Origin of the sequence: Alteromonas sp. S015, assembly GCF_036864485.1 — a bacterium.
Lineage (GTDB): Bacteria > Pseudomonadota > Gammaproteobacteria > Enterobacterales > Alteromonadaceae > Alteromonas.
The window spans coordinates 217167-239986 of sequence record NZ_JAZETO010000006.1 but is presented as its reverse complement, the minus strand read 5'-3'; the positions used below and the strand labels follow the sequence as shown (position 1 = coordinate 239986).

Genomic DNA, 22820 nt, shown 5'->3' with positions numbered 1-22820 from the left:
TGATAAAGCCACCATTATACATTAAAGCGCCTTTTCGAGACCATGCCTGTGAAGTTAATTTTGTTGGTGGCGTACCGTGTTCGCTGCTACATAAGGCTGATGTAAAGATTACACCGATAATGGTGACACAAATCCATCAGGCTTAATGGCGAGTACATCGCAATTCAGTTCGTCAATCACGTGTTCTGCAGTGTTACCAATTAGGGCCGCTGAAATACCTACACGCCCCACGGTGCCTATTACGACTAGCTCTGCATCTAGTGTTTTTGCCACTTGAGGAATGACCTTTTCTGGCAATCCTTCTCTTACTACACATTTGTTTTCAGGGATACCATACTTCAACGCGTGACTTCGCATTTCCTTTAAATGGTGATTTTTTACCGCATCGTGATAGGTATCGGGGTCGAACTCAGGCACTTCTATGGCAATGTTTAGAGGCGTTGACGGGTAGCTGTTCACCAAATTAACGTTACCTTTTAGTAAGGATGCGTAGTCATTAGCAATGAGGGTAAGTTTGTCGTTTAGTGCGGCGTGTTCATCGTCTTCGCTGCCTACGTTTACCGCAGCAATAATCTCTCCGCCTTCTGGCCAGCCGTGCTCTTTAACGAGCAGCACGGGGCGAGGGCACTTACGCATTAAATGCCAGTCTGTAGGCGTGAAAATGACAGAAGCAAGATCGTCGTGCTTTTTGGTTGCCTTTACCACTATATCGATCTGGTTGTTTAGGGTGTAGTAAATGATCGACTCATACGCACGATTATTCCACTCTACAACTATGTCAGTTTCTGTGAACCCTTGTTCTCTTAAGTGGGTCGCTAACCATTTAGCGTGCTCTTTCGTTACCGCATCGCGCATTGACTCGCGTTCATCGGGGCTAAGCATCGTCGCCATATCATAAGATAAATCATAAACCACCATCATAGCGATAACTGAAGCGCCCGTTTTTGAAGCGAGTTCATAAGCTCGGCTAAGTGCAGGTTGGTTATCGCGCTCGGCATCTACCACGGCCAGAATTCGTTTACACTCAATCATAACGTCCCCTTAACTACGAAACTTAGTAGCGGCTGTCCAAATCGATGTTCTTTAACAAATAGCTCATAATAACTATAATCGACATTGTGAAAAACGTAAGTTGTTTTAGATCAAGAATTTTACAAGCCAGTTATTAAGCATTGATATTTATGTTCATTAAACACATAGAGGGGCGGAAAGGGATAGACGTTAGAAGGAGCTGAATGTTACAAAACGTTATTGCATAAAAAAGCGCGCATTACGCGCGCATTGTCGAGACAAAAAAACATCATCCGCAGACAACGCTTGGACCGTTTAGCGCTGCTAATTTAGTGTTGAGTAGATCGAAATCTACAATAGTGATTAGTTTTCCGTCCACTTTTATGATGTTGTCTTTTTGAAAACGACTTAACAGACGACTAATGGTTTCTATCGTCAATCCTAAATAGTTTCCAATTTCGTTACGCGTCATGGTTAAGTGGAATTCTCTGTGCGAAAAACCACGCTCCTCAAAGCGCTGCGACAAATGTGAAATGAAGTACAATAGACGCTCTTCGGCAGTGCGCTTGTTTAAAAGCATGATCATGTCGTGATCTTGTTTTATTTCCGCGCTCATGAAGCTCATAATCTGGTGGCGAAGCTTTGGAAATTGTACTGACATTTCGTCGAGGGTTTCGTAGGGCAGTTCACAGACCATGGCGGTTTCTAAGGCAGAGGTATAACTTTGATGTCTGTTTTCCCGTAAGGCATCAAAACCAATAATGTCACCAGGAAAATGGAAGCCTGTAATCTGTTCTTCACCTTCAGTATTAGTTACGAAAGATTTAAATGAGCCAGTTCTCACAGCGAATAGAGAACGGAACTTATCGCCAGTTTGAATAAGCGTATCACCTTTGTGAAGCGGCTTTTTACGCTCGATTATATCGTCAAGAGACTCAATTTCTGTCTTGTTTAACGCCACCGGTAAACATAAGTGACTAAAACTACAGTTTTGACAGTGAATAGAAAATTGGCTTCCTTTGCTCATAATGCACGCTCTCTAAAAGAATACCGGACAATAATACACCCATTTTTAAACGATTGCTTCATGAATAACATAAGCGGCATATATTGCCATCATTACTGCAATTATTTGTCTAAAATGATGGTGCTGAAAACTACGCATAATATATTGGCTGCCAGCGCTTGCAGCGAGCAAGGTGGGTAATGTACCTAAACCGAAGAAAAACATAGTAGCAGCACCTTCAAGCGCATTACCCGCTGCCAGTGACCAAGTCAGTGTTGAATACACGAGTCCACAAGGCAACCAGCCCCAGATAAACCCATAAGGTATGGCACTAAAAGGAGTTTTGAACGGCAAAAAGCGCTTAGATAACGGCTGGAGTTTGGAAAAGAGTCCTTTACCTGCATTTTCAAGTAGCGCTAAGCCTGTCCACCACTTGCCCAAATAGCAGGCTAACAGAAGCAACATAACTCCGCTAAGTAGAGAAAGGGCATAGTTGGCAAGGGGGATATAGTCTGCTGCTATTTTTCCAAGTGCTCCGGTCATTGCGCCAGCGATGGTATAGCTCACTATACGCCCCATGTTATAGGCAAGGGTATAGGGCAGTGCTGAAGCGCCTTTAGGCGATACCATCCTGAGCGCCGCGACTATTCCACCGCACATACCTACACAGTGCACACCGCCTGCTAAGCCAATTAGAAAGGCCGAGAAGTAATTAATCCCTTCCATGTGGCGCTTGGCTTTTATCTATTTTACTGTCTTGCAGTTGCTTGCGTTGCTCAGCGAGCTTTTTTTCTTCAGGCGGAAGATCATCGTCAAACAGTATGCTGTAACCCTGACGGTCTAAGTCTTCAAATTGATTGGTTTTCACCGCCCAAAAGAATATCACGATAGCAACGGCAACGATAATGATGGCGATTGGAATCAATACGTAAATAATACTCATGCTATTTGCTCAAAAGTCGCGTTGAGTTTGTAACTACAATAATACTGCTTAACGACATACCAACAACAGCCATCCATGGAGAAAGTAGTCCAGATACGGCGAAAGGTAAGATCAAGACGTTGTAACCTACCGACCAACCAATATTTTGCCTTATTTTTTGCTTCACTTGATGCGCAGTTCGAATAAGTTCTGGCACAGAAAGCAACTGATCGCCAAGTAATATCACGTCGGCGGCAGTTTTAGCCACGTCGGTGGCATTACCCACTGCAATCGCCACATCAGCACTGGCAAGAACAGGCGCGTCGTTGATACCGTCACCCATCATCATCACTTTGGCACCAGATTGCTGCATAGCTTGAACGGTTTCGTACTTTTGCTCTGGTGTTAGGCCACCTTTAGCCGTCGAAATAGGCAGTGTTGCGGTAAGCGCGTTAACGTTTTGTTGTGTGTCACCACTCAAAACGGCAAGGGTATGGCTTGTAGCTAATATATCGAGCGTTTCTTGCGTATCTTCTCTCAGCGTATCCTTCACTTCATACGCCGCCATAATATGTCCCTTAACCGTAAGAAACACGTTAGCTGAAGGGAAGTCATCAATGAGTTTTAGCTGTGATTCGTTAACGCTGAATGCTGCAGAACCCATAGAAAACAACGTGTCATTGATTTCACCACTGATACCGCCTCCTGGTGTGACGTTAAAATTAGTCACTTTGTGAAGAGGGCATTCGCTAGAATCGACACTACCGCGAGAGGCCTTATTTTCGCTAAGGGCTATTTTCTCGCTAAGGGCTTTATCCTCATTAAAGGCTTTGGCAATTGGATGTTCAGACCGTAATTCTAAAGCGCGGGCAATTGATAGCGCACTATCACTATCCACGCCGTCTGCATACCAGGCATTTGTAATAGTAAACTTGCCTTTTGTGAGCGTACCGGTTTTGTCTAACGCGATGGTATCAATGTCTGTAATTTGTTCTAGCGCATCAGCGCGTTTTAGTAAGATACCTTGCCTGTTTAACTTTGCCATAGCGCAGGTTAACGCTGATGGTGTAGCCAATCCCAATGCGCAAGGGCAGGTTGCAACCAGCACTGATATAGTGATCCAAAATGCCTCGTCGCTACCCTGATACGCCCAAAAGCCATAGGTTAACGCTGATATTAGCAGTACTGCAGTAACGAAGTATCGAGAGAAATTATCGGCTATCTGTGCTGCTTTGGGCTTGCTTGCCATGGCGCTTGCCTGAAGCCTTACAATTTGATTTACCAGTGCATTTTTGAGAGTTTGCGTAACCGTAATGGTTAAGCTGCCATCTTGGCAGACTGTACCGCCGTACACAGGGCTTTTGTTTGATTTTCGTACAGGATTAAATTCACCGGTAAGCATAGACTCATCAACCGCCGCGTTGCCGTCGCTTACCACCCCATCAATGGGGACTGTTTCACCAGGCTTCACCAGTACCACGTCGTCAATTTTTAGCTGCTTAGCCAGACACTCGGTTAGGCTACCATCGGGCATTACTTTAGTAGCTGATACGGGCACATACTGCATCATATTGGCAGAAATCTGTGCGGCGCGATGGCGGCTGCGATGTTCTAAAAATCGGCTAAGTAACAGCAGAAAAATAAACATGCAAATGGATTCAAAATACACTTCACCTTGCTCTAATACAGTAGAGCGAATGCCAGCAATGTAAGTACCGAATATGGCGAGTGTAACCGGCACATCCATATTAACCGTTTTGGCGCTTAGCGCTTTAGCGGCGCCCACATAAAAGGTGCTGCCTGAATACAGCACCACAGGTGTAGTAAGCGTAAGGGCAACCCAGTAAAAATATTGGCGGGTCTCTAACTCAATGGCGCCAAACCAGTCAAAATACAGGCCTGTCATCAGCATCATCACCTGCATGGTCATAATGCCAGCAAGGCCAAGCTTTTTCAGAAAGGTCTTTTGTTCGCGCTTATAACTGGCTTCGTGCTCGTCGGGGTGAAATGGCGACCCAACATAACCAATGCGTTTCAGCGTAGAAAGAATTTGGCTAAGCTTTATTTGAAACGGTGACCAAGTAACTAAAGCGCGGCGCTCTTGAACGTTTACTGCTACTTGCTTAATGCCTTCAACTTTTGACAGCTGCTTTTCGATAAGCCAGCCACACGCAGCGCACGTAATACCCTCAAGAGTCAGCTGAATTTGCTTATCTTGCCCCTCTTCAAAAACAAACTCTTCTTGAAGGGAAGGGTCGTCGTATACCTTGAGTTTGTCTAGGGTTTCTAAAATCCCATCGTCAGATTTTTGCGCCGGCTCTGTTCTAAACTGGTAATAGTCCTCTAGACCGTTATCGACGATAGCTTCTGCGACTGCCAAACAGCCTGGGCAGCACATATCCCGTTGTTGCCCTAATATGACGGTAGTAAATTTTCCATCATCGGATTCCGCAACGGGCAAACCGCAATGGTAACAGTCGTGCTTGGCCATTATGGATTGAATTTCATTTTGCCAGAGTGGGGCAGATAGACGGTATTTTGAATTTTCCAGCTATCATCAATGGGTGTTAGCGATACACGCCATTTACCATCAAGGTTTTCTTCGACAAAACCGCGATAAATACCGTTAGCGTCGCGACTCAATAAAACGCTAACATCGCGCTCTTCTAGCGTTACGTGATAGAAACTTAATTTAACCGCGTTACCTTCTTGAGGAATCCCCGAATGGAACTGTAGTGCGATGCTACCGCCTTCAATGGTTAAATCGGTGGTAATGTTTAAACGGCGGGCGATGGCTTCTTTGTCCAATCGCGCATTAATTGCTTTTCCTTCCTTGTAGTAGTCGTCTACCACCAGGCTATCTTCGGTAGAAATAGCAAGGTTTAACAATACGCCACCCATGATGAGGGTAATAATAGGAACGGCAATTAAAAACCAGGGCCAGAACTCTTTATACCAGGGACTATTCATCGAAATTTTTTCTCGTATTTACTTTACTAGCAAGGTCGCTAACAACATTTCTATTATTACTACCGAAAAAACTGTGTTTAAGCCGCTAATAACAATAAATTTAGTGTTGGTCACACAAGCCTTTAGCGCGCAAAAAATTGTTCGCTACGGCACTCTCTATATGGCTGTATTTTCTCATAAAAAAAGCCCCGTAGTAACGAGGCTTTTTAAGATATTTAATGATTTAAATCATTAATCATTTGAAAGGCTGTAAACGTACGCTGCAACAACGTGAATTTTGTCGTCACCCAAGGTTTTCTTGAATGAAGGCATCACACCGTTACGACCGTAAGTAAGCGTTTCAGTTACCGCTCTGTGGCTGCCGCCATATAGCCAGATGTTGTCGGTAAGATTTGGTGCACCAAGCATTTGGTTACCCTTACCGTCCATACCGTGACAAGCCGCACATGCTGCGAAACGCGCCTTACCTGCTTCGGCAAGCTGAGGATCTACATCGCGACCGCTTAGGCTAAGTACGTAGTTAACCACTTCTTCGATACCGTCTTCACCCATAGCGTCAAGCCATGCTGGCATTGCTGCTTTACGACCAAGCGTAAGGGTTTCAACGATTTTCGCACCTGAACCACCGTACAACCAGTCATTGTCCGTTAGGTTAGGGAAGCCGCCGTTTTGACCACGTGCATCAGAACCGTGACACTGAGAGCAATTTTGTAGGAACAAACGCTGACCTACTTTATTTGCTTCTGGGTCTCTAGCCAATTCTTCAACAGGAACTTGTGCGTACGCTTCGAAGATCGGATCGAACTTCTCAGCAGCAAAATCTAGTTCACGGTCATATTCTACTAGGTAGCCTTGCTCTTTAGCGTCAATACGCGCCTGAGCTGACTCTTCTAGCGATTGAATATTTTGGTTAGAGCTCTTCCAACCCAAAATACCCTCATACGCACCTAGGCCAGGATAAAGCGCTAGGTATAAAAAGCCCCAAACGATGGTCATGTAGAACATAATTGTCCACCAGCGAGGAAGTTGATTATTCAACTCCTCAATACCATCGAATTTGTGGCCCATTGACTCACCTTCAGGTACGCCGGTCTTGTTAGCAAGGGTCCAGCGTAGAAGGAAGTAGCAACCAATGATTAACCCTAGGGTTATCACTGAAATCCAAATTGTCCAAAACATACTCATGAGTTCGAGACTCCTGCTAATCTTCTTTTGATTTTTCTTTTTCTTCGTCTGCAAACGGTAGGTTTGCTGCTTCGTCGAATTTCTTCTTGTTGCGGCCGCTAAACGCCCACCACACGACTCCGATGAAGCTTACAAAGACGATGACAGTAAAAATGCTGCCTACAATTCCCTGGTCCATATTATTTCAAATGTGTGCCAAGAGATTGTAGATAAGCAATAAGGGCTTGCATTTCCGTTTTACCCTGTACTGCCGCTTTCGCACCCGCGATATCTTCGTCGGTATACGGAACGCCAAATCCACGGAATACTTCCATTTTTTCAGCTGTTAATTCGCCATTAAGCGTGTTTTCCGCAAGCCAAGGGAAACCTGGCATGTTCGACTCTGGTACCACGTTACGAGGATTAAGCAGGTGAACTCGGTGCCATTCGTCGCTGTAACGACCACCAACACGTGCCAGATCTGGACCAGTACGCTTAGAACCCCAAAGGAAAGGGTGCTCCCATACTGATTCGCCAGCAACGCTGTAGTGACCATAACGCTCTGTTTCAGCGCGGAATGGACGGATCATCTGGCTGTGACAACCTACACAACCTTCACGGATGTAGATATCACGGCCTTCAAGCTCAAGCGCGGTATATGGACGTAAGCCTGTTACCGGTTCCATGGTTTGCTGTTGAAACATCAACGGCGTAATTTGAACCATGGCACCGAAGCTGATAGCGATAAGGATTAATACCGTTAACAGACCAACGTTTTTTTCAATTAACTCATGTGCGTTTTTCATTATTCGTCTCCTTTACTACGCCGGCTGAGTCGCTGGATCTGCAGCGATACTGCCTTTAGGGGCACGAACGGTTTTCCATGTGTTGTATGCCATAACAAGCATACCCGCTACCACGAAACAACCACCAATGAAACGAACCACATAGAAAGGCTTAGACGCTTCTAATGACTCAACAAAGCTGTAGGTTAACGTACCGTCTGCATTTACTGCACGCCACATTAGACCCTGTAGTACACCAGACATCCACATTGCTACGATATATAACACAACACCGATAGTGGCGAACCAGAAGTGCACGTTAACTAGCTTGGTGCTATACATAGCGCGCTGACCGAATAGCACTGGAATTAAGTGGTAAATTGAACCAATTGAAACCATTGCAACCCAACCTAGAGCACCAGAGTGTACGTGACCAATTGTCCAGTCAGTGTAGTGAGACAGTGCATTAACGGTCTTAATTGCCATCATTGGACCTTCGAAGGTAGACATACCGTAGAAAGACAATGAAACAATAAGGAAACGCAATACTGGGTCGGTGCGAAGTTTATGCCACGCGCCAGATAACGTCATAATACCGTTAATCATACCACCCCAAGATGGAACGAATAGGATAATAGACATCACCATACCTAATGACTGAGTCCAGTCTGGTAGGGCAGTGTAGTGAAGGTGGTGAGGACCAGCCCAGATATACAGAGAGATAAGTGCCCAGAAGTGAACAATTGAAAGTCTGTATGAATAAACCGGGCGACCAGCTTGCTTAGGTACGAAGTAGTACATCATACCAAGGAAGCCCGCAGTTAGGAAAAAGCCTACCGCGTTATGGCCGTACCACCACTGCATCATAGCGTCTACTGCGCCTGCATACAGTGAATACGATTTAGTGAAAGATACCGGAATTGCCATGCTGTTACCAATATGAAGAATTGCAACAGTTAACATGAACGCGCCTAAGAACCAGTTTGCAACATAAATGTGCGAAACTTTACGGATGACTAGGGTTCCGAAGAAGTTAATGATATAAGCGACCCAAACCAGTGCCAAAAGGATATCAATTGGCCATTCTAGTTCAGCGTATTCTTTTGAGCTGGTTAAACCCATAGGCAGGGTGATAACAGCTAAAACGATAACGGCTTGCCAGCCCCAAAAGGTAAATGCGGCAAGTTTGTCACTGAACAGTCTTACCTGGCAGGTACGCTGAACGATGTAGTACGACGTTGCAAATAGCGCACAGCCGCCGAAGGCAAAAATAACGGCGTTAGTGTGCAACGGACGCAAACGTGAGAATGTTAGCCATGGTGTGTCAAAGTTAAGCATAGGTGCAAATAACTGCGCGGCAATAAATACCCCTAGGCCCATACCAATGATACCCCAGACTATGGTCATGATGGTAAATTGCCTAACTACTTTATAATTGTAGTCAGGTTGTGCTTGGCTTATTTCACTCATTTTAATGAATCTTCCACTTCAAATGAACTATGGTCTCCAACTGCCGGAATAGTGCGGTCGAGACGTGTATCAGCTAAGGAATAACGCTTCACACCGAGCTCGGAAAGAGTAATAATTATTGTCTCCAAGCCAGTTGGTACGCGGATGATAAGGTTTTTAATTACAAAAAGATACCATAAACTACCTAAGCTTGATCTCCGTCAATGAAGAAATACACAAAATTTAAGAAATGCTAAATAACGATAACAATAAACGATCAAAATATTTACATTCGCAGCTGCCGTTAGTGGCAATTATTGTTGTAGCCGTGTGTGTATACCTTGCACATAAACTCCAGTCATCAGTGTTAAAAGACACAGATGTAGTTAATGGAATAGGAAATAGCTGCAACTTTGTCAATGAAACTTGCGAATTCTTAATTGACGATAAGCTGTCGATTGCCTCTTTTTCTACCAAGCCTGAACCTGAAGAGTCCGTAACGGTCAAGCTTCTCGTTCCCGTCGGGGTGGAGATTGAAAGCGCATGGATTGAGGGCGTAAACATGTACATGGGTAAAATTCCTGTATTGTTAGATGATGACGGGGAAGGAAATTGGTCAGGTTGGTTTATGTTAGGCAGTTGTAGTGAGCCGGTAATGAAGTGGCAGCTACGTTTGAATATTAAAGATAAAGAAAGCCCCAGTTATCTGTATTTCGTGACTCAGCAGTAACTGTTCAAAGAGGAATAACACGCTTTAAAGATAAAGGTAGTAAACGAGCACAAAAAAGGCCGCTTTTACGACCTTTCATTATCAATTATCTGTAAACTATGGCTTCGTCGCTTTTTATTACATTTGCGACTGCAGGTAGTTTTGAATGCCTAAGCGCTTAATAAGACCAAGTTGCTGCTCTAGCCAGTGTGCGTGATCCATCTCAGTATCGTCTAATAGCACAATTAGCATATCGCGGGTCACATAGTCTTTCTCAGTTTCACAAAGTGCAATAACCTCTCGTAACTTTGCGTCAACTTCATACTCCACCCGTAAATCGCTCTCAAGCATTTCAGGTACATCTTTACCTACCTTGAAGCCTGTACGCTTCGTCATGTCAGGCGTACCTTCTAAAAACAGCATGCGCTCAATTAGCTTAGTGGCATGTCCACGCTCGTCATCAAATTCGTGATCGATACGTTCGTAAAGCTTATTCAGACCCCAATCGAGATACATCTGAGAGTGAATGAAATACTGATCCATGGCGGCTAACTCGTAAGAGAGTAGTTCGTTTAAGCCATTGATGATTGCTTGGTTACCTTTCATTAGTCATCTCCCATTACTTGCGCTTGAAGGTAGTTTTCTATACCCATCGCATCAATTTGGTATTCTTGCGTCTCAATCCAGTCTAGGTGCTCTTCCTCATATTCAAGAAGGTCTTCTAGCAGATCACGAGAGACATAATCTTGTTTTTCTTCGCATAAGGCGATGGCGTCGCGAAGTAGTGGAAGCTGTTCCTTTTGAAAACGCGCATCACATGACAGCATTTCAACGGTGTCTTCACCAATATAAAGCTTGCCTAACGCTTGAAGATTAGGAAGGCCCTCAAGGAATAAAATGCGCTCGATAAGATCGTCCGCTTGCTTCATGTCCTTGATCGACTTTTTATAATTTTTTTCGTTAAGTTCAGAAAAACCCCAGTTTTTGAACATACGAGCGTGCAGAAAGTATTGATTTATCGAAGTAAGTTCACTTGTAAGTACTTCGTTCAACTTTGCAACAACTTGTTTATCACCTTGCATTGTGTAAACCCTATTAACGTATTTGCGTGAAGTTTAGTCTAAACATGTGTGGATGTCAAAAAAGTCTTTGTATAACAGATATTTACAAACGATAACGTTTCTCAATTCATCCATTGTTCGCATTTAGAACAGCATTACTGTTGTGAATGGGCATAAGCGAGGCTCTCTTCCGCAAAACCAAGACCAGCCTCCGTGAAAAAGTTAAAAACTTTATCAACACCGTTTTCCAGTAAATGTGATACTTCATCTTCATAGCGTGCTATGGCCGCAACTTTTCCAGTATAGCCCGCGTTTTTAAGCTGACGTGTGATGTTTATTGAGTCTTGAATAGAAGGCAGAGCAAGGAGAACGAGCTGAATTTGTTTGATATCCAGATTATCCCATAAATCGACGTCTTCACCATCACCGCATATTACGTTTAGTCCTTCGTCAGATAGTTCTTTCACTTTTACCCGATCGGCATCCATTCCCCATACGCTCACATCGCTCAACTTAGACAGCGCATTGAAGGCTCCGCGACCGACACGCCCCATTCCTAGCACTAAAAATTCGGCATTGTGAAGAGTAGGATAAATATCTTCTTTTAAGCGTTTATCCTTTTCAAAACGTTTAATGGTGTGTTTATGTTTGTGGTATTGGGAATGTGAATTGCGATAGAGCACACTGGTAATAACGAATGAAATAGATACGGCTAAAGCAATAACCACTAACCATGTATTTGCTAATAAGCCTAACGAAACGGCTAGCGCGCCAACAATAAGCCCAAATTCACTGTAATTTGAAAGCACTAAGCTGCTTAGGTACGCTGTTCGTCCACGAAGGCGTAGCGAAGTAAATAGGCCAAAAAAGAGTGCTGCTTTCAACGGTATAAATAAACAGAAGACAATAGCTAGAGCTATCATACTAAAATCGGGAAGGGCGGTAAGACCGATAGTGAGGAAGAAGCCGATTAAGAATAGGTCTTTGAAGCTAAGTAAGGATTTTGCTAGTTCTGACGCTTTTTCGTGTTGCGCTAACATAATACCGAAGATAAGCGCCCCTAAATCGCCTTTTATATTAACAAGCTCAAACAAATGATAGCCACCGAGTGCGAGGATAAAACCTGTAAGTGGCAGCAGTTCGCCGTGTCCTGACTTATTAATCATTTTGTTTATGATTGGCGTTGCTGGAAATAAGGCTAATAAGGCGAGCGCCCACACTGAGGGTAGCTTGCCTGTAGCTGCTACAAGAAATATTACAGCAAAAACGTCCTGCATAACCAAAATGCCGATGGCTAGCCGACCGTGGCGAGTTTTACTTTCGCCACTTTCTTCTAATACTTTAACCACGCATACTGTGCTACTGAAACTAAGGGCAAAAGCGATAAGCGCAGCGCTTTTCCAAGTAAGCCCGTCTACGAAACTAGCTGCAACCGCACCTAAAACGTAAACGAAGCAGGTAATTATTCCCACCCATAACAAGGTGTGAGAAACGCTTCCAGCCCAAACCTCTCGGCGGCTTAAATCGCGGATGTTAAGTTTCAGGCCAATAGTGAAGAGCATAATGGTAATGCCCAAGTTGGCTATTTGGGTTAAATCGTCAGTGAGCGTATAGCCTGCAAAATTTAATAAGAAGCCAGCTACCAAGTAGCCAACTAAAGGAGGAATGCCAATAAGTTTGACCGTTAAGCCGCAGGCAAATGCGAAAAGAAGAAATGCATACTCCATGAATTACCTTTCAGAAAATGTTGAACGTAAAATCCGTTACCCTTTATAAGTCATAGCACCTATTGACCAGTGATAGCTACAATTGACAAATCGCTTAGTCAAGACACAAATTGAAGACTAATAGACTAGCATGCAATGGCTTTTTTTCGCAGCTAAAAAAGCATTGAAGTACGATGAATAGGTAACGCGTAACCAAATTTAACTATGGCTTGATGCGGTACATTACAAAGATATATCAGCAGCTTATCATCCAATTGAATCTGGTTACCGATTTTAAGTGTATTGAACATGGATGTAGGCATATTATTTTGTATAGGTATGATCAAAGATAAAGAAGGACTTTAAATGCGTTTAACAATTCTCACCGTGCTAACCTTGTTGGTCGCTATTAATGTTGTGATCGGTTTACTGTGGGCTCCAGTGTGGTGGTTTTTACTTTTATCAGTCACGCTATTGATTTTTGGTCTATTTGACGCTTTTCAAACGAAGCATGCCATTTTAAAAAATTTTCCATTAATTGGCAGGGTGCGTTGGACTGTCGAGGGACTCAGGCCCTACATTCAACAATACATCATCGAGACTGATACCAGCGGCGCACCTATCTCTCGTATGTTTAGGTCTATCGTGTATCAAAGGGCAAAAAACAGCAGAGAAACTGTTCCTTTCGGTACTCAGCTAGATACGTATAAAGAGGGTTATGAGTGGATTGGCCATTCCTTATCTGCTCGCGAAGTGGAAGACATGGATGAAGATCCCCGAGTAACGGTAGGTGGTCCCCATTGCAAAAAGCCGTATCGTGCAAGCATACTTAACATAAGCGCAATGAGCTTCGGAAGCTTGTCAAAAAATGCCATTTTGGCGCTAAATAAAGGCGCTGCTAAAGGCGGTTTTTATCATAATACGGGCGAGGGCGGTTTAACCCCGTATCACCTCGAAAACGGTGGCGATATCGTATGGCAAATTGGAACAGGGTACTTTGGTTGTAGAAGTAAAGATGGTGGTTTCGACCCTGTCCTTTTTGAAGAAAAAGCCAAACTCGACAATGTTAAAATGGTAGAGATTAAGCTAAGCCAGGGTGCCAAACCTGGACATGGCGGTATTTTACCTGCGTATAAAAATACGCCTGAAATAGCCAAGATACGAGGTGTGGAACCAGGGACTCAGGTCGATTCTCCCCCTAGACACAAGGCGTTTTCAACGCCGTTAGAAATGGTTGATTTTATAAGCCAATTGCGCGAATTAAGTGGACATAAACCGGTAGGAATTAAGCTTGCGCTAGGCAGGAAGAGTGAGTTTATTGCTATGTGTAAGGCGATGGTAGAAAAAGGCGTTACACCAGATTTTATTACCGTCGACGGTGGCGAAGGCGGTACGGGTGCTGCCCCGCTAGAATATACTAATTCTATTGGTTTTCCTCTTCGTGAGGCATTGGCATTTGTCGACGATTGCCTTACAGGCTTCGGGATCCGCGATAGCATTAAGATTATTGCTTCTGGAAAAATAATCACCGCCTTCCAGTTGGCTAAAAATCTGAGTTTAGGTGCAGACTTGTGTAATAGTGCTCGAGGAATGATGTTAGCACTTGGTTGTGTACAGTCGTTATCATGCAATACGAATAAATGTCCCACTGGTGTAGCAACGCAGGATCCTAAGCTTGCCAAAGGCTTAAACGTTGAAGACAAGTATGAGCGTGTGTACCGTTTTCATCAAAAGACTATTCATGCGTTAATGGATATCTTGTCATCTACCGGGCATGTGAAAACAAGCGAACTAAATCGTACTCATATTTTCAGGCGTGTTGACCAATGTCATATTGCGCGTTACGACGAAATTTTTCCACTGGTAAAAACAGGGAGCTTTTTGACTGATGAAGTACCCGAGCGATTTAAGTTACATTTACAAGAGGCCAACGCGGGAAGTTTTATGCCGTGTAGTTTACTGGCAGAAATAGAGAAAGAAACGAAGGCCGTATAGCATACTTCTACTTAACGTGATGATAAACAAAAAGCCTAACTCTCTTCGAAACTATCAATTAAGAGTTAGGCTAAGTGAGCTTCAACCTCTATTCCGCTTTTTTCTCAGGAATACGCAGTTGATAAAGGCGGTAATCACTGGTTCTATATGGCGTTACTTTATATTTGGGTTGTAAGTAAGCCACTAAATCTATTAGTTCAGATACCGTAAGTTCGTCATTTATTATCCGCATCAACGAGACACCGTCTTCACTGGTAAAACTGGCAGGCTGACGTGGGGTGAGCTTATGTGATGGGTTGATAATGCTGGTAACCAGTTCTGCATATGTCGTTATTCTTCCGCTGCTGCCTCCCAAAGGAATGGGCTTTGCTATTAAATACTGTGCATTTTTACGCTCTTTTTCTCCGGCAATTCTATGACAGTCCTGGCACTGATATTTTTTAAAAACCTGATAACCTTTTTCCATATCACCTTCGGGCAGACTGAATCCCCGAGGCGATTTTGGTCCTTGATCACAGGCAAATAGTAGAAGCGACACTATTACTATTATTATGGTTCTCATATTTACACCCCTCACTAAATTTTACTATTTACGAAATGTAGTACATAAATCAAGTATGGATAATTTTGAGGGGTAAACATTGACCTAGCGCAAAGTATAATAATTTTTGTGGTTCTATTATGTGGTACGAATAATAAATGGAATGTTAAAACCACTACTACCTAAACTGTTAAGGAGCGCCACCATGCAAGGTTACGATACAATATTAGTCCCTATTGATGTTTATTCTGACTACGAATTAGTTGTAGAAAAAGCCATCGCGATAGCGGGTAATAGCCACAAAATTCACTTGCTTTATGTCGCATACCCGCAAACCAACGTAGAGCCCTATGGGCTATTTTTAGAGCGTGATTTTTCGGAAGAAGTCAGAGAACAGGCACTAAGACAATTAAAAGATGTTGCTTCTAAACACGATATTCCTTACAGCCACGTGAACGTAGAGATTGGTTCACCCGCCGATGAAATACACCACATGGCCGAGAAAATTAACGCTGATCTCATTGTTGTAGGTACGCATGGTCAGAGTGGTCTTCGCTTGTTGCTTGGCTCCACGGCAAATGCGGTTTTACACGGTGTTAAAACAGATGTGTTGGCAGTCAAGGTGTAATTAGACTATGCGCGTTTAATTAAAGACCTAAGTGGAAGGTACCCAAAAATAAAACCTTTAATCGTCATGTAGATGTAATGATTGTTCGCTAGCATAGTGGTTTTTTAGTAAATACTAAACATGATGGTAAAACGAAAAGGATTAACTAGGCTTCTTTACGCGTCTTACTATTCGTTGAAAGGATTGCGCTCAGCGTTCCTAAGCGAAGCCGCGGTTAGGCAAGAAGTTTTCACAATGTTTATATTGATACCCGTCGCTTTTCTTTCAGAAGTTACAAGCATCGAGCGAATTTTGCTTGTTATGTCACTATTGGTTGTGCTGATAACGGAGCTGCTCAACACCGCTGTCGAAAAGCTCTGTGACCATGTAAGCACAGATACACACCTGCTTATCGGGAGAGCAAAAGACATTGGTTCCGCGGCAGTTTTTGTCAGTTTGGCCTTAGCATGTTTTACTTGGCTTACCATTCTTTGGTAGGGCAAGCATGTTTTGGGCTAAAACATTGCTTGCAGCTATAAGTATAAACAAAATAACGTCTTTCAAGCTCGATGGTCAAAAGGCCGTCATAGGGCTTTTATCTTTTGATCGCAGGTTTCAGAAACTAATGTTCGAATGGTGCTGTCTAAATTCTTGATATGAGAATAGTGCAGTGAAGTTTCGCCGCCGTTATTCAAATCTTTAATCGTAAAGACAACATCATCGCCTCGTGACGTAACACAAATTCTTACGTATTCGTCGGATTGGACAAGTGGGACATGAAGATAAAGAGGCTCGTTGTGAGAGTTTAAATACTCGACTGCCGCTTCTTGAGATTTAAAATGGTCTTGCTTTTCAGGCTGGATCTTCCATGAAGAAGATTGAACCACCATTTCTGCAAGTAACTTTCCGTGCTTAGTATCTATTGCGCTGCTCATATAAAACTCCATTCATTAACGCGTCACTGACCTATGCAAAAGTGCATCATCTACATGGAAGATGACTCTATTTTAAGGAACAATGTGTGAAGAATACGCAATTACTACGCACGAAAAATCATTTCAGATTTAAACATGTGTAAATAGAGTTGGTGAGTTGTGCGTAATATTAGAATTATTGGTTATGCGTAACCTTTATGGAGCTATACTTTTGATATTTTTGAATTTATCTTTTTCGTTTCGCCGAAAGTTTCGCCATTCCGCCCCGCTTTACATTAGCTTGTTTTGTATAGTGGCCGGGCATTTCTGGTGACTGCCAACCGCCAGCAAGCTGAAGTTCAGGTAAAGTCGCACCATCTTCGGCAAGAGAAACAGCGCCTCCAACTCGACCGCTATGAGGGGTAATATTTTCGCTAATACCTGCGCGCCGGGCAATTCGTTGCCAAACTCTGTAAACACTAGAGTAATTTAAAACGTTAGCGTGGTGGCTTGGAACATGTTCGTCGAACGGCAAAAGTGCCGTTTTATGATTCGTTAGTCGTCTGAAAAGAATGCCTTTATGTAGGCTTCGTAAATCGGAAGGAAGGCGTTGCTGTTTAGTTTTTGGGTCGATGTTCGCTTCATTAATATACTCTTGTACCATTGAAATTGTACTTGCAGACACGTAGCGATATTGACCCTGACCGGACTGATCACTTTTCGAGGATGCAACGAGTAAGGTATTATTTCGTGCGGATATATCTTCAACACAAATGCGCACGACTTCGTCTGCTCGAAGCAGTGCATCGAACATCAAATTGATGATTGCAAGGTCACGAAGTTCTAATAATGAATCAGGTATTACCGCATTATTGATCTGTTCAACCATATCAATGGTTAGCGGCACTGCTTGTTTTTGAGACAGACGAAACTTTTTGTTCTCAATTAGCGACAGACGAATGAAGTCCCTTAAATATGCCGACCTTATTATTGGATTGGGTAACTTCGCAACACCCAATAATTTACTCAGTGCTGAGAGACGACGCTTTATGGTTCTATAGGCTAGGGGAGAACGACATAGCTCTTCCACGTAGTGCTTAATGCAGCATTCGTTATGTTCGAAGTCGTTTTTAAAACTCTCTATTCCGGCTTGCTTACAAAATATGGCGAACTCATTATAATCGCTGATGTAAGCGCGTTGCGTATTATAAGGTAGCTTAGTGAAAATATCGCGGTAATAACTCTCAAAGCTATTGTTTGAAAATACGCTTTCATTGGGTAGCAATGCCTGCTGGGTTAATATCGGTTTCGAGAAGCTTTCGTCAAATTCATTGCTGTTAACAGTAACATCTTGAATACTAGAAAATTGCGACGGTGTGCTAAATCTATCGTCTTCATCTTTTATTCTGTGCGATGGTGAGTGGAAATTATTAGGTTTAGAAGGCATTGAATCACCTAGTTGTTGTGTACCACTAAGAGTATGTTATATATCCTCGATGATTTGTAACGCATTGAATATATTATATATAACGCGCGATAACAGTGAATGTTATGTGTAGACTTCGTCAGCAAATGTAAACATATTACTCGATATAAAGTGCTTATATTTCAGAACGCCACTTTATCATATAACTGTATATTTAAACAGTCGTGTAGAAAAGCTTATGTGAGTGCAAGGCTTACCATTAACACTGCTAACAATTGAGACGTCAAATATTGGCTTTATAATGTTGATTTAACTTGCTTTATACAGTTGCTTCACGGTTTCAATAGACCAGAATTTATACCAGTCTGCATAGATAATGGGTATTACTAAATATAGTTTACTCAAACTACTTCAACATCTGTTTTTGAAAACTCCTATAAGTGGCCTAAAGCGCCACCAACATGATAAATGTCGTCGACCATGCAAGCATGAAGCTATTTCGAAAAAAGCTTTGTTGCCCTTGAATGTTAAGTTGGGCAGGGTTTTACACAGCTAACGATTACCGTATTTTGAGCCAAGCGATTGGTCAATAATTTGACATGGTTAAATTTTGTACTACTTTTTAATTCTCACAGAGAGAAAAAGGAACAAAGGATGTCGAATTTTACACTCGAAAAACAAATGCATCGGTATGGTCTAAGTATAGATGATGTTTGCAAATGTGATGGCTACGACGGACCCACCAGAATCGGAGCTTCAGGCGCCGGTTCTAATATTAAACCAGTTAAGACGCTTCAAACCTCAAATCTCGATGAAATGAAGAAATGGGCAGGCAATGATGACGCTCTGTACGCCAGCGGACAAATCAAACAAGGGCCTGAAGCGCCAGATCACGATGCAAAAGAATTTAGTGCAGATAGCATAGACAAACTTACTCCGGACCAAAGAGAAAAGTTGATAAAAGGTGCTGAGGCTTATGTTTGGGGCGATTCTTCAAAAGCAAAAGCCTGGAAGCCTACAATAGAGAAATTCTTTGCTCCCTTCTCGGTTGCCGTTTCAGCGGTTCAGGACATCACCGTTACGCCTGCAAATCCGTGGATAATTGATAACCCTCCAGGCTCAGTCATTAATGTTGGTACCGTGACCGTTGAAGAAGGCGGAGAGATCATTATTAAATCTAGCGTCAAGATTAATATAGAAAAACTCGTCCAGAAATAAGGAAGTTACGATGACTGTCAGAACAATTTCAAACATAGGTACTCCTGGGACAGATGGTACTGGTGGCCAGGCAGGCGGAGATGGTAAAGAAGGAAATAAAGGCTCAAGCGGGCCGGGCAAAAACTGGAATGGGTCCTGTAGCGGAAACGGAGGAAAAGGATCATCTGGAGGAGACGGAGATCCCGGCCTGCCAGGAACTTCGGGTTCTTCAGGCGGTTCCAGCCCTACGGCAACCTTAAATGTTGGGGCAATTATCGGAGATATAAATATTGAGAACGCTGGTGGCGCCGGTGGAAACGGTGGTGCAGGTGGCACTGGCGGTGCAGGTGGTAAAGGTGGAGCGGGTGGCAGTGGCGGTTGCGGATCTGCCGGAAGTCAGGGAGCTGGCGGCAATGGTGGTGTCGGAGGGGCTGGTGGAGATGGCGGCGATGGTGGTGCTGGAGGCACATTTACTGTAGTTTACACGACGCTCAGTCCAACCGCCAATATTACCACCAGCAATGTACAGGCCACTGGAGGAAAAGGTGGTGCTGGCGGTGCTGGTGGCAGCGCTGGTAGCGGTAACCCATCAGGCTCATCAGGCAGTGGTGGTGCCGCAGGTTCACCTGGCGCACCAGGAAGAGCTGGGGTTATAAATCTCGTACCAGATTCATAATCGATATGACGGTCGCTAACGACGTCAGAGCGTTAGCCCCTGCTTCTGAACGCCTTGGTATTGTCAATCAAAAGGCATTTGAAGTTGAGCTTAATACTCTGCTACCGAAATCTACTTGGTCGAACACATCCGGCTATTCAGCGCTTAACGGTAATGGTTCGCCTATAGAGTTGTGTGTCTCCGCGAGCAAAAATAACATCAGAGGAAGACTGGTGGTCGACCCCTGCTATTCAATGCGAAGCGAAATAAGATTTCATTCTGCATGGGCAACCGCGCTTAATCTTGCACAACTTAGGGCGCCTGAATTATTCCCCATATTGAAGACGACTCGATTACTAATGGGTAGCTGGTGTTTACCTGAACAATTCTCAGAGGGTCCTCTTTGGTTGGCTTCCGTACCCGGGTCTCACGGTATGGCTATTTATTGTGATTCTCAGCCTTTGGGTGATAAGGCGAAATTACTGATCAATGACTGGCTGAAATTCATTACGCCGGAATCCATTGGTTACTTCCAGCCACTATTGCGACAGGAAGATAACGTCAAACTGTGTAGCTTTGGTATAGAAGGGTATAACCTCGAGGATGCCAGAGTTAAGATTTATTTTCGCCTAACGTGTGATAGCAATCTGCAAACTATCGGAGTGACGGAATTGTATAGCGCACCGATAATCGACTGGCTAAAAATAGCAATTCCTCGCGGAGAGATTCATCCTGACGGGTTAGTGCTTTCTATATCTGCGCCTTTGAATGGGACTGGTCCAACCGATGCCAAAGCAGATGTTTGTGGGCACTGCGTCGCTCATTCTCTTGATGAGTGGGACCGTATTTTTGCAGATATTCCAGGTGCGAAAGGCCTACCACGCTTTGCTGAGTCACTTAATGACGACCAAATTTCAGTTGCCTTTGCCGGTTTGGGGGTTACCTCAAATTCAGATGCTAGAGTCAACGTCTATTTGCAGGCGGTTCGTTAATTATGTCTTTCGGAAACGCGGTCGAAAAGGCGGTTGACTTTATCGTTGCTGCACAACAGCAAGGGCAGTGGGAAGACTACGACTTACCCGTCGGTGTCTCTACGGAGTGGGTGACGGGTTTCATTGGTTGGACATTGGCTGATGTTGGCATTCACTGGCAACATAGTAAGGCCGAAAACGCCGCTCACTTGGCTGCCCAATGGCTGAACGAACATCGCAGTTATCCTATTGGTTGGGGATACAATGCTCACACCGGGCCGGACTCTGATTCGACAGCTTGCGTTATCGCTTTGATGGATACCCTCGACTATCCCGTTAACCATGATGATCGCCAGTTTTTAAGAAATGCTTGGCGAGAAACTGCTGGCTTTACAACATACGTTGAAGGCGACGGGGCTTGGTCTGAACCTCATCTGGATATCTTGTGGCCGGCATTAAAATCAGCGCAGCTAGATGCACCTGAGAAACGTTGGCAAAGTCTACACGATAGATTGCATGCAAACTTCAATAGTTGTACAGGTTGGGAGGGGTACTGGTGGAACGGCCCATGGTATTGCACCTATCACCTGCTGATGGCATCTCACTGGCACGGCGAAAAAAACCGATTCATTGTTACACCGGAACCCGGACCTTTGTCCGTGCACTCTTATAGCAGTGCGGGTTGGATTGCTGGGTCTCTGATGCTATCAGGGCATAGTGGTGCGGGTATCGAGTTGTTTCAGCAAATAATGACTATGCAAAGAGCTGACGGTTCATGGGATAGTAGCCCGGACTTAAGAGTGACCAATCCAGCAATTTCAATTCCAGATGACTCTCCTCAGTCCGGACAACTCTATGCAGATGAAAACCGCTTAATGACGACAGCATCTATTTTGCAGGCCCTTTGCAGTGCGCCGACCAATACAGCGTTGGCTTAGGGAAAATAAAGCTCGACAGCAAGTCAAACAATTGACAAGGAGTTAGCAAAATGAGTAATCAAATTTCAATATTAGCGAATGGTACTAATGGCCTAGATGGCGTCGATGGTAAAAATGGAGATCCTGGTTTGAATGGCCTAAAAGGCGTATCAGGAAAGTGCAACTGGAGTTCTTCCTGTGACCCCGCTACGTCCGGCCACAATGGAAGCAATGGAGGACAGGGGACAGATGGTACTTCTGGGGAAAATGGGAGTAATGCTCCATCGATATCCCTAAACATCGAAGTGTTGAGTTGTGACCTTTTATCAATCGAATGCAAAGGCGGAGATGGCGGGCTTGCCGGTAAAGGAGGAAATGGCGGTGCTGGGGGAAATGGTGGCGCTGGAGGGGATGGTGACAAAGCAGGTACGCATTGCACGACAGGTGGTAATGGTGGAGATGCAGGTGACGGTGGTAACGGAGGAAATGCCGGCAATGGGGGAAAAGGCGGTAATGGTGGCAATGTCACGGTATGGGTAAACCAGAAACAGGGTAGAGCGGACGTTGTGGCCTCAGTAACAGGTGGCAGTGGACAGGCCGGAGGAGTCGGCGGCGCTTACGGTGAGCCGGGTACACCAGGTGCTGCTGGTACAGGCACCTGCAGTGGTAAGCCGGGACCTTCTGCAGGAAATTCGGGTACAACAGGGACGCCCGGAAGCGCCGGAGAACCTGGGGCGGCAGGAAATTCAGGAACATTCATAACTAAACATCTGAACAATCGCAGCTAATCAGCGCTAACCACTACAGGGATTGA

The 22820-nt window shown here is 44.1% G+C and carries 25 protein-coding genes; 9 read left to right on the top strand and 16 right to left on the bottom strand.

The genetic code is table 11. The features are described 5' to 3' along the window. Window positions 1-108: 108 nt before the first annotated feature. From uspE to ccoN, 10 genes are all read right to left on the bottom strand, one after another. The gene (uspE, locus tag V7R42_RS13100; RefSeq protein ID WP_334020721.1) at window positions 109-1032 is read right to left on the bottom strand and encodes a universal stress protein UspE; all 924 of its coding nucleotides are present in this window, start codon (window positions 1030-1032) and stop codon (window positions 109-111) included. Window positions 1033-1300: 268 nt separating this feature from the next. Continuing rightward, window positions 1301-2038, bottom strand: a complete 738-nt coding sequence (gene fnr / locus V7R42_RS13095; RefSeq protein ID WP_334020720.1) for a fumarate/nitrate reduction transcriptional regulator Fnr — start codon at window positions 2036-2038, stop codon at window positions 1301-1303. Between the two features lie 45 nt (window positions 2039-2083). Beyond that, the gene (locus tag V7R42_RS13090; protein ID WP_334020719.1) at window positions 2084-2743 is read right to left on the bottom strand and encodes a sulfite exporter TauE/SafE family protein; all 660 of its coding nucleotides are present in this window, start codon (window positions 2741-2743) and stop codon (window positions 2084-2086) included. Next, a complete protein-coding gene (gene ccoS / locus V7R42_RS13085) occupies window positions 2730-2960 on the bottom strand; it encodes a cbb3-type cytochrome oxidase assembly protein CcoS (protein WP_334020718.1) in 231 nt (76 codons plus the stop codon). The genes V7R42_RS13090 and ccoS overlap by 14 nt, the downstream gene beginning before the upstream one ends. A 1-nt stretch (window position 2961) precedes the next feature. Further along, on the bottom strand, window positions 2962-5430 hold the full coding sequence (locus tag V7R42_RS13080) for a heavy metal translocating P-type ATPase (RefSeq protein WP_334020717.1): 2469 nt from the start codon (window positions 5428-5430) through the stop codon (window positions 2962-2964). Further along, window positions 5430-5909: a FixH family protein gene (locus V7R42_RS13075; protein ID WP_334020716.1), complete on the bottom strand. Its 480-nt coding sequence runs from the start codon at window positions 5907-5909 to the stop codon at window positions 5430-5432. Before V7R42_RS13075 ends, V7R42_RS13080 begins: the two co-directional genes overlap by 1 nt. A 231-nt stretch (window positions 5910-6140) precedes the next feature. Beyond that, the gene (gene ccoP, locus V7R42_RS13070) at window positions 6141-7094 is read right to left on the bottom strand and encodes a cytochrome-c oxidase, cbb3-type subunit III (RefSeq protein WP_334020715.1); all 954 of its coding nucleotides are present in this window, start codon (window positions 7092-7094) and stop codon (window positions 6141-6143) included. 16 nt (window positions 7095-7110) lie between these two features. After that, the gene (locus V7R42_RS13065) at window positions 7111-7272 is read right to left on the bottom strand and encodes a cbb3-type cytochrome oxidase subunit 3 (protein ID WP_012518547.1); all 162 of its coding nucleotides are present in this window, start codon (window positions 7270-7272) and stop codon (window positions 7111-7113) included. Window position 7273: 1 nt separating this feature from the next. After that, window positions 7274-7879: a cytochrome-c oxidase, cbb3-type subunit II gene (ccoO, locus tag V7R42_RS13060; protein WP_014949590.1), complete on the bottom strand. Its 606-nt coding sequence runs from the start codon at window positions 7877-7879 to the stop codon at window positions 7274-7276. 15 nt (window positions 7880-7894) lie between these two features. Beyond that, on the bottom strand, window positions 7895-9328 hold the full coding sequence (ccoN, locus tag V7R42_RS13055; protein ID WP_014949589.1) for a cytochrome-c oxidase, cbb3-type subunit I: 1434 nt from the start codon (window positions 9326-9328) through the stop codon (window positions 7895-7897). A 229-nt stretch (window positions 9329-9557) separates the two neighbouring features. Between ccoN and V7R42_RS13050 the strand changes: the two genes are divergently transcribed. Next, window positions 9558-10037, top strand: a complete 480-nt coding sequence (locus V7R42_RS13050; RefSeq protein WP_334020714.1) for a hypothetical protein — start codon at window positions 9558-9560, stop codon at window positions 10035-10037. Window positions 10038-10154: 117 nt separating this feature from the next. Here V7R42_RS13050 and bfr (V7R42_RS13045) read toward each other — a convergent pair whose 3' ends face one another. From bfr (V7R42_RS13045) to V7R42_RS13035, 3 genes are all read right to left on the bottom strand, one after another. Next, a complete protein-coding gene (bfr, locus tag V7R42_RS13045) occupies window positions 10155-10622 on the bottom strand; it encodes a bacterioferritin (protein ID WP_014949587.1) in 468 nt (155 codons plus the stop codon). After that, on the bottom strand, window positions 10622-11098 hold the full coding sequence (gene bfr / locus V7R42_RS13040; protein ID WP_334020713.1) for a bacterioferritin: 477 nt from the start codon (window positions 11096-11098) through the stop codon (window positions 10622-10624). Before bfr (V7R42_RS13040) ends, bfr (V7R42_RS13045) begins: the two co-directional genes overlap by 1 nt. Window positions 11099-11232: 134 nt before the next feature. Further along, the gene (locus tag V7R42_RS13035; protein ID WP_334020712.1) at window positions 11233-12804 is read right to left on the bottom strand and encodes a cation:proton antiporter family protein; all 1572 of its coding nucleotides are present in this window, start codon (window positions 12802-12804) and stop codon (window positions 11233-11235) included. Between the two features lie 345 nt (window positions 12805-13149). Here V7R42_RS13035 and V7R42_RS13030 point away from each other — a divergent pair, with 345 nt between their 5' ends. After that, window positions 13150-14778, top strand: a complete 1629-nt coding sequence (locus V7R42_RS13030; protein ID WP_334020711.1) for an FMN-binding glutamate synthase family protein — start codon at window positions 13150-13152, stop codon at window positions 14776-14778. An 88-nt stretch (window positions 14779-14866) separates the two neighbouring features. On the opposite strand, the gene V7R42_RS13025 is transcribed toward V7R42_RS13030, so the two are convergent. Beyond that, window positions 14867-15340 carry a c-type cytochrome gene (locus V7R42_RS13025; RefSeq protein WP_334020710.1) on the bottom strand — a complete coding sequence of 158 codons (474 nt, stop codon included), beginning with the start codon at window positions 15338-15340 and terminating at the stop codon, window positions 14867-14869. 184 nt (window positions 15341-15524) lie between these two features. On the opposite strand from V7R42_RS13025, the gene V7R42_RS13020 reads away from it, so the two are divergent. Next, complete coding sequence (locus V7R42_RS13020; protein WP_014998425.1) at window positions 15525-15947, top strand: universal stress protein; 423 nt, start codon at window positions 15525-15527, stop codon at window positions 15945-15947. A 120-nt stretch (window positions 15948-16067) separates the two neighbouring features. Next, complete coding sequence (locus V7R42_RS13015) at window positions 16068-16424, top strand: diacylglycerol kinase (protein ID WP_334020709.1); 357 nt, start codon at window positions 16068-16070, stop codon at window positions 16422-16424. 86 nt (window positions 16425-16510) lie between these two features. Here the strand turns inward: V7R42_RS13015 and V7R42_RS13010 are convergent, their stop codons facing one another. Further along, the gene (locus V7R42_RS13010) at window positions 16511-16861 is read right to left on the bottom strand and encodes a hypothetical protein (protein WP_334020708.1); all 351 of its coding nucleotides are present in this window, start codon (window positions 16859-16861) and stop codon (window positions 16511-16513) included. A gap of 226 nt (window positions 16862-17087) precedes the next feature. Then, entirely contained in the window at window positions 17088-18287 is a 1200-nt protein-coding gene (locus V7R42_RS13005) for a tyrosine-type recombinase/integrase (RefSeq protein WP_334020707.1), read from the bottom strand. Window positions 18288-18920: 633 nt separating this feature from the next. On the opposite strand from V7R42_RS13005, the gene V7R42_RS13000 reads away from it, so the two are divergent. Genes V7R42_RS13000 through V7R42_RS12980 form a run of 5 tightly spaced genes read left to right on the top strand, consistent with a single transcriptional unit; the run spans window position 18921 to window position 22794 of the window. Next, a complete protein-coding gene (locus V7R42_RS13000; protein ID WP_334020706.1) occupies window positions 18921-19484 on the top strand; it encodes a hypothetical protein in 564 nt (187 codons plus the stop codon). A gap of 10 nt (window positions 19485-19494) precedes the next feature. Next, window positions 19495-20139 (top strand): hypothetical protein, encoded by a 645-nt coding sequence (locus V7R42_RS12995; RefSeq protein WP_334020705.1) that lies wholly within the window; start codon window positions 19495-19497, stop codon window positions 20137-20139. 5 nt (window positions 20140-20144) lie between these two features. After that, the gene (locus V7R42_RS12990) at window positions 20145-21110 is read left to right on the top strand and encodes a hypothetical protein (protein ID WP_334020703.1); all 966 of its coding nucleotides are present in this window, start codon (window positions 20145-20147) and stop codon (window positions 21108-21110) included. 2 nt (window positions 21111-21112) lie between these two features. Further along, window positions 21113-22027, top strand: coding sequence for a hypothetical protein (locus tag V7R42_RS12985; RefSeq protein ID WP_334020701.1), 915 nt, complete (start codon window positions 21113-21115; stop codon window positions 22025-22027). Window positions 22028-22077: 50 nt separating this feature from the next. After that, complete coding sequence (locus V7R42_RS12980) at window positions 22078-22794, top strand: hypothetical protein (protein ID WP_334020699.1); 717 nt, start codon at window positions 22078-22080, stop codon at window positions 22792-22794. Window positions 22795-22820: the final 26 nt, after the last annotated feature.

Coding starts and splice junctions, on each gene's coding strand:
- V7R42_RS12980 (WP_334020699.1), top strand. CDS start 22,078: ATGAGTAATCAAATTTCAATATTAGCGAATGGTACTAATGGCCTAGAT.
- bfr (WP_334020713.1), bottom strand. CDS start 11,098: ATGCAAGGTGATAAACAAGTTGTTGCAAAGTTGAACGAAGTACTTACA.
- V7R42_RS13010 (WP_334020708.1), bottom strand. CDS start 16,861: ATGAGCAGCGCAATAGATACTAAGCACGGAAAGTTACTTGCAGAAATG.
- ccoO (WP_014949590.1), bottom strand. CDS start 7,879: ATGAAAAACGCACATGAGTTAATTGAAAAAAACGTTGGTCTGTTAACG.
- bfr (WP_014949587.1), bottom strand. CDS start 10,622: ATGAAAGGTAACCAAGCAATCATCAATGGCTTAAACGAACTACTCTCT.
- V7R42_RS13030 (WP_334020711.1), top strand. CDS start 13,150: ATGCGTTTAACAATTCTCACCGTGCTAACCTTGTTGGTCGCTATTAAT.
- V7R42_RS13090 (WP_334020719.1), bottom strand. CDS start 2,743: ATGGAAGGGATTAATTACTTCTCGGCCTTTCTAATTGGCTTAGCAGGC.
- fnr (WP_334020720.1), bottom strand. CDS start 2,038: ATGAGCAAAGGAAGCCAATTTTCTATTCACTGTCAAAACTGTAGTTTT.
- V7R42_RS13025 (WP_334020710.1), bottom strand. CDS start 15,340: ATGAGAACCATAATAATAGTAATAGTGTCGCTTCTACTATTTGCCTGT.
- V7R42_RS13000 (WP_334020706.1), top strand. CDS start 18,921: ATGTCGAATTTTACACTCGAAAAACAAATGCATCGGTATGGTCTAAGT.
- V7R42_RS12995 (WP_334020705.1), top strand. CDS start 19,495: ATGACTGTCAGAACAATTTCAAACATAGGTACTCCTGGGACAGATGGT.
- ccoP (WP_334020715.1), bottom strand. CDS start 7,094: ATGAGTATGTTTTGGACAATTTGGATTTCAGTGATAACCCTAGGGTTA.
- V7R42_RS13015 (WP_334020709.1), top strand. CDS start 16,068: ATGATGGTAAAACGAAAAGGATTAACTAGGCTTCTTTACGCGTCTTAC.
- ccoN (WP_014949589.1), bottom strand. CDS start 9,328: ATGAGTGAAATAAGCCAAGCACAACCTGACTACAATTATAAAGTAGTT.
- uspE (WP_334020721.1), bottom strand. CDS start 1,032: ATGATTGAGTGTAAACGAATTCTGGCCGTGGTAGATGCCGAGCGCGAT.
- V7R42_RS13005 (WP_334020707.1), bottom strand. CDS start 18,287: ATGCCTTCTAAACCTAATAATTTCCACTCACCATCGCACAGAATAAAA.
- V7R42_RS12985 (WP_334020701.1), top strand. CDS start 21,113: ATGTCTTTCGGAAACGCGGTCGAAAAGGCGGTTGACTTTATCGTTGCT.
- V7R42_RS13080 (WP_334020717.1), bottom strand. CDS start 5,430: ATGGCCAAGCACGACTGTTACCATTGCGGTTTGCCCGTTGCGGAATCC.
- V7R42_RS13050 (WP_334020714.1), top strand. CDS start 9,558: ATGCTAAATAACGATAACAATAAACGATCAAAATATTTACATTCGCAG.
- V7R42_RS13065 (WP_012518547.1), bottom strand. CDS start 7,272: ATGGACCAGGGAATTGTAGGCAGCATTTTTACTGTCATCGTCTTTGTA.
- V7R42_RS12990 (WP_334020703.1), top strand. CDS start 20,145: ATGACGGTCGCTAACGACGTCAGAGCGTTAGCCCCTGCTTCTGAACGC.
- V7R42_RS13075 (WP_334020716.1), bottom strand. CDS start 5,909: ATGAATAGTCCCTGGTATAAAGAGTTCTGGCCCTGGTTTTTAATTGCC.
- ccoS (WP_334020718.1), bottom strand. CDS start 2,960: ATGAGTATTATTTACGTATTGATTCCAATCGCCATCATTATCGTTGCC.
- V7R42_RS13035 (WP_334020712.1), bottom strand. CDS start 12,804: ATGGAGTATGCATTTCTTCTTTTCGCATTTGCCTGCGGCTTAACGGTC.
- V7R42_RS13020 (WP_014998425.1), top strand. CDS start 15,525: ATGCAAGGTTACGATACAATATTAGTCCCTATTGATGTTTATTCTGAC.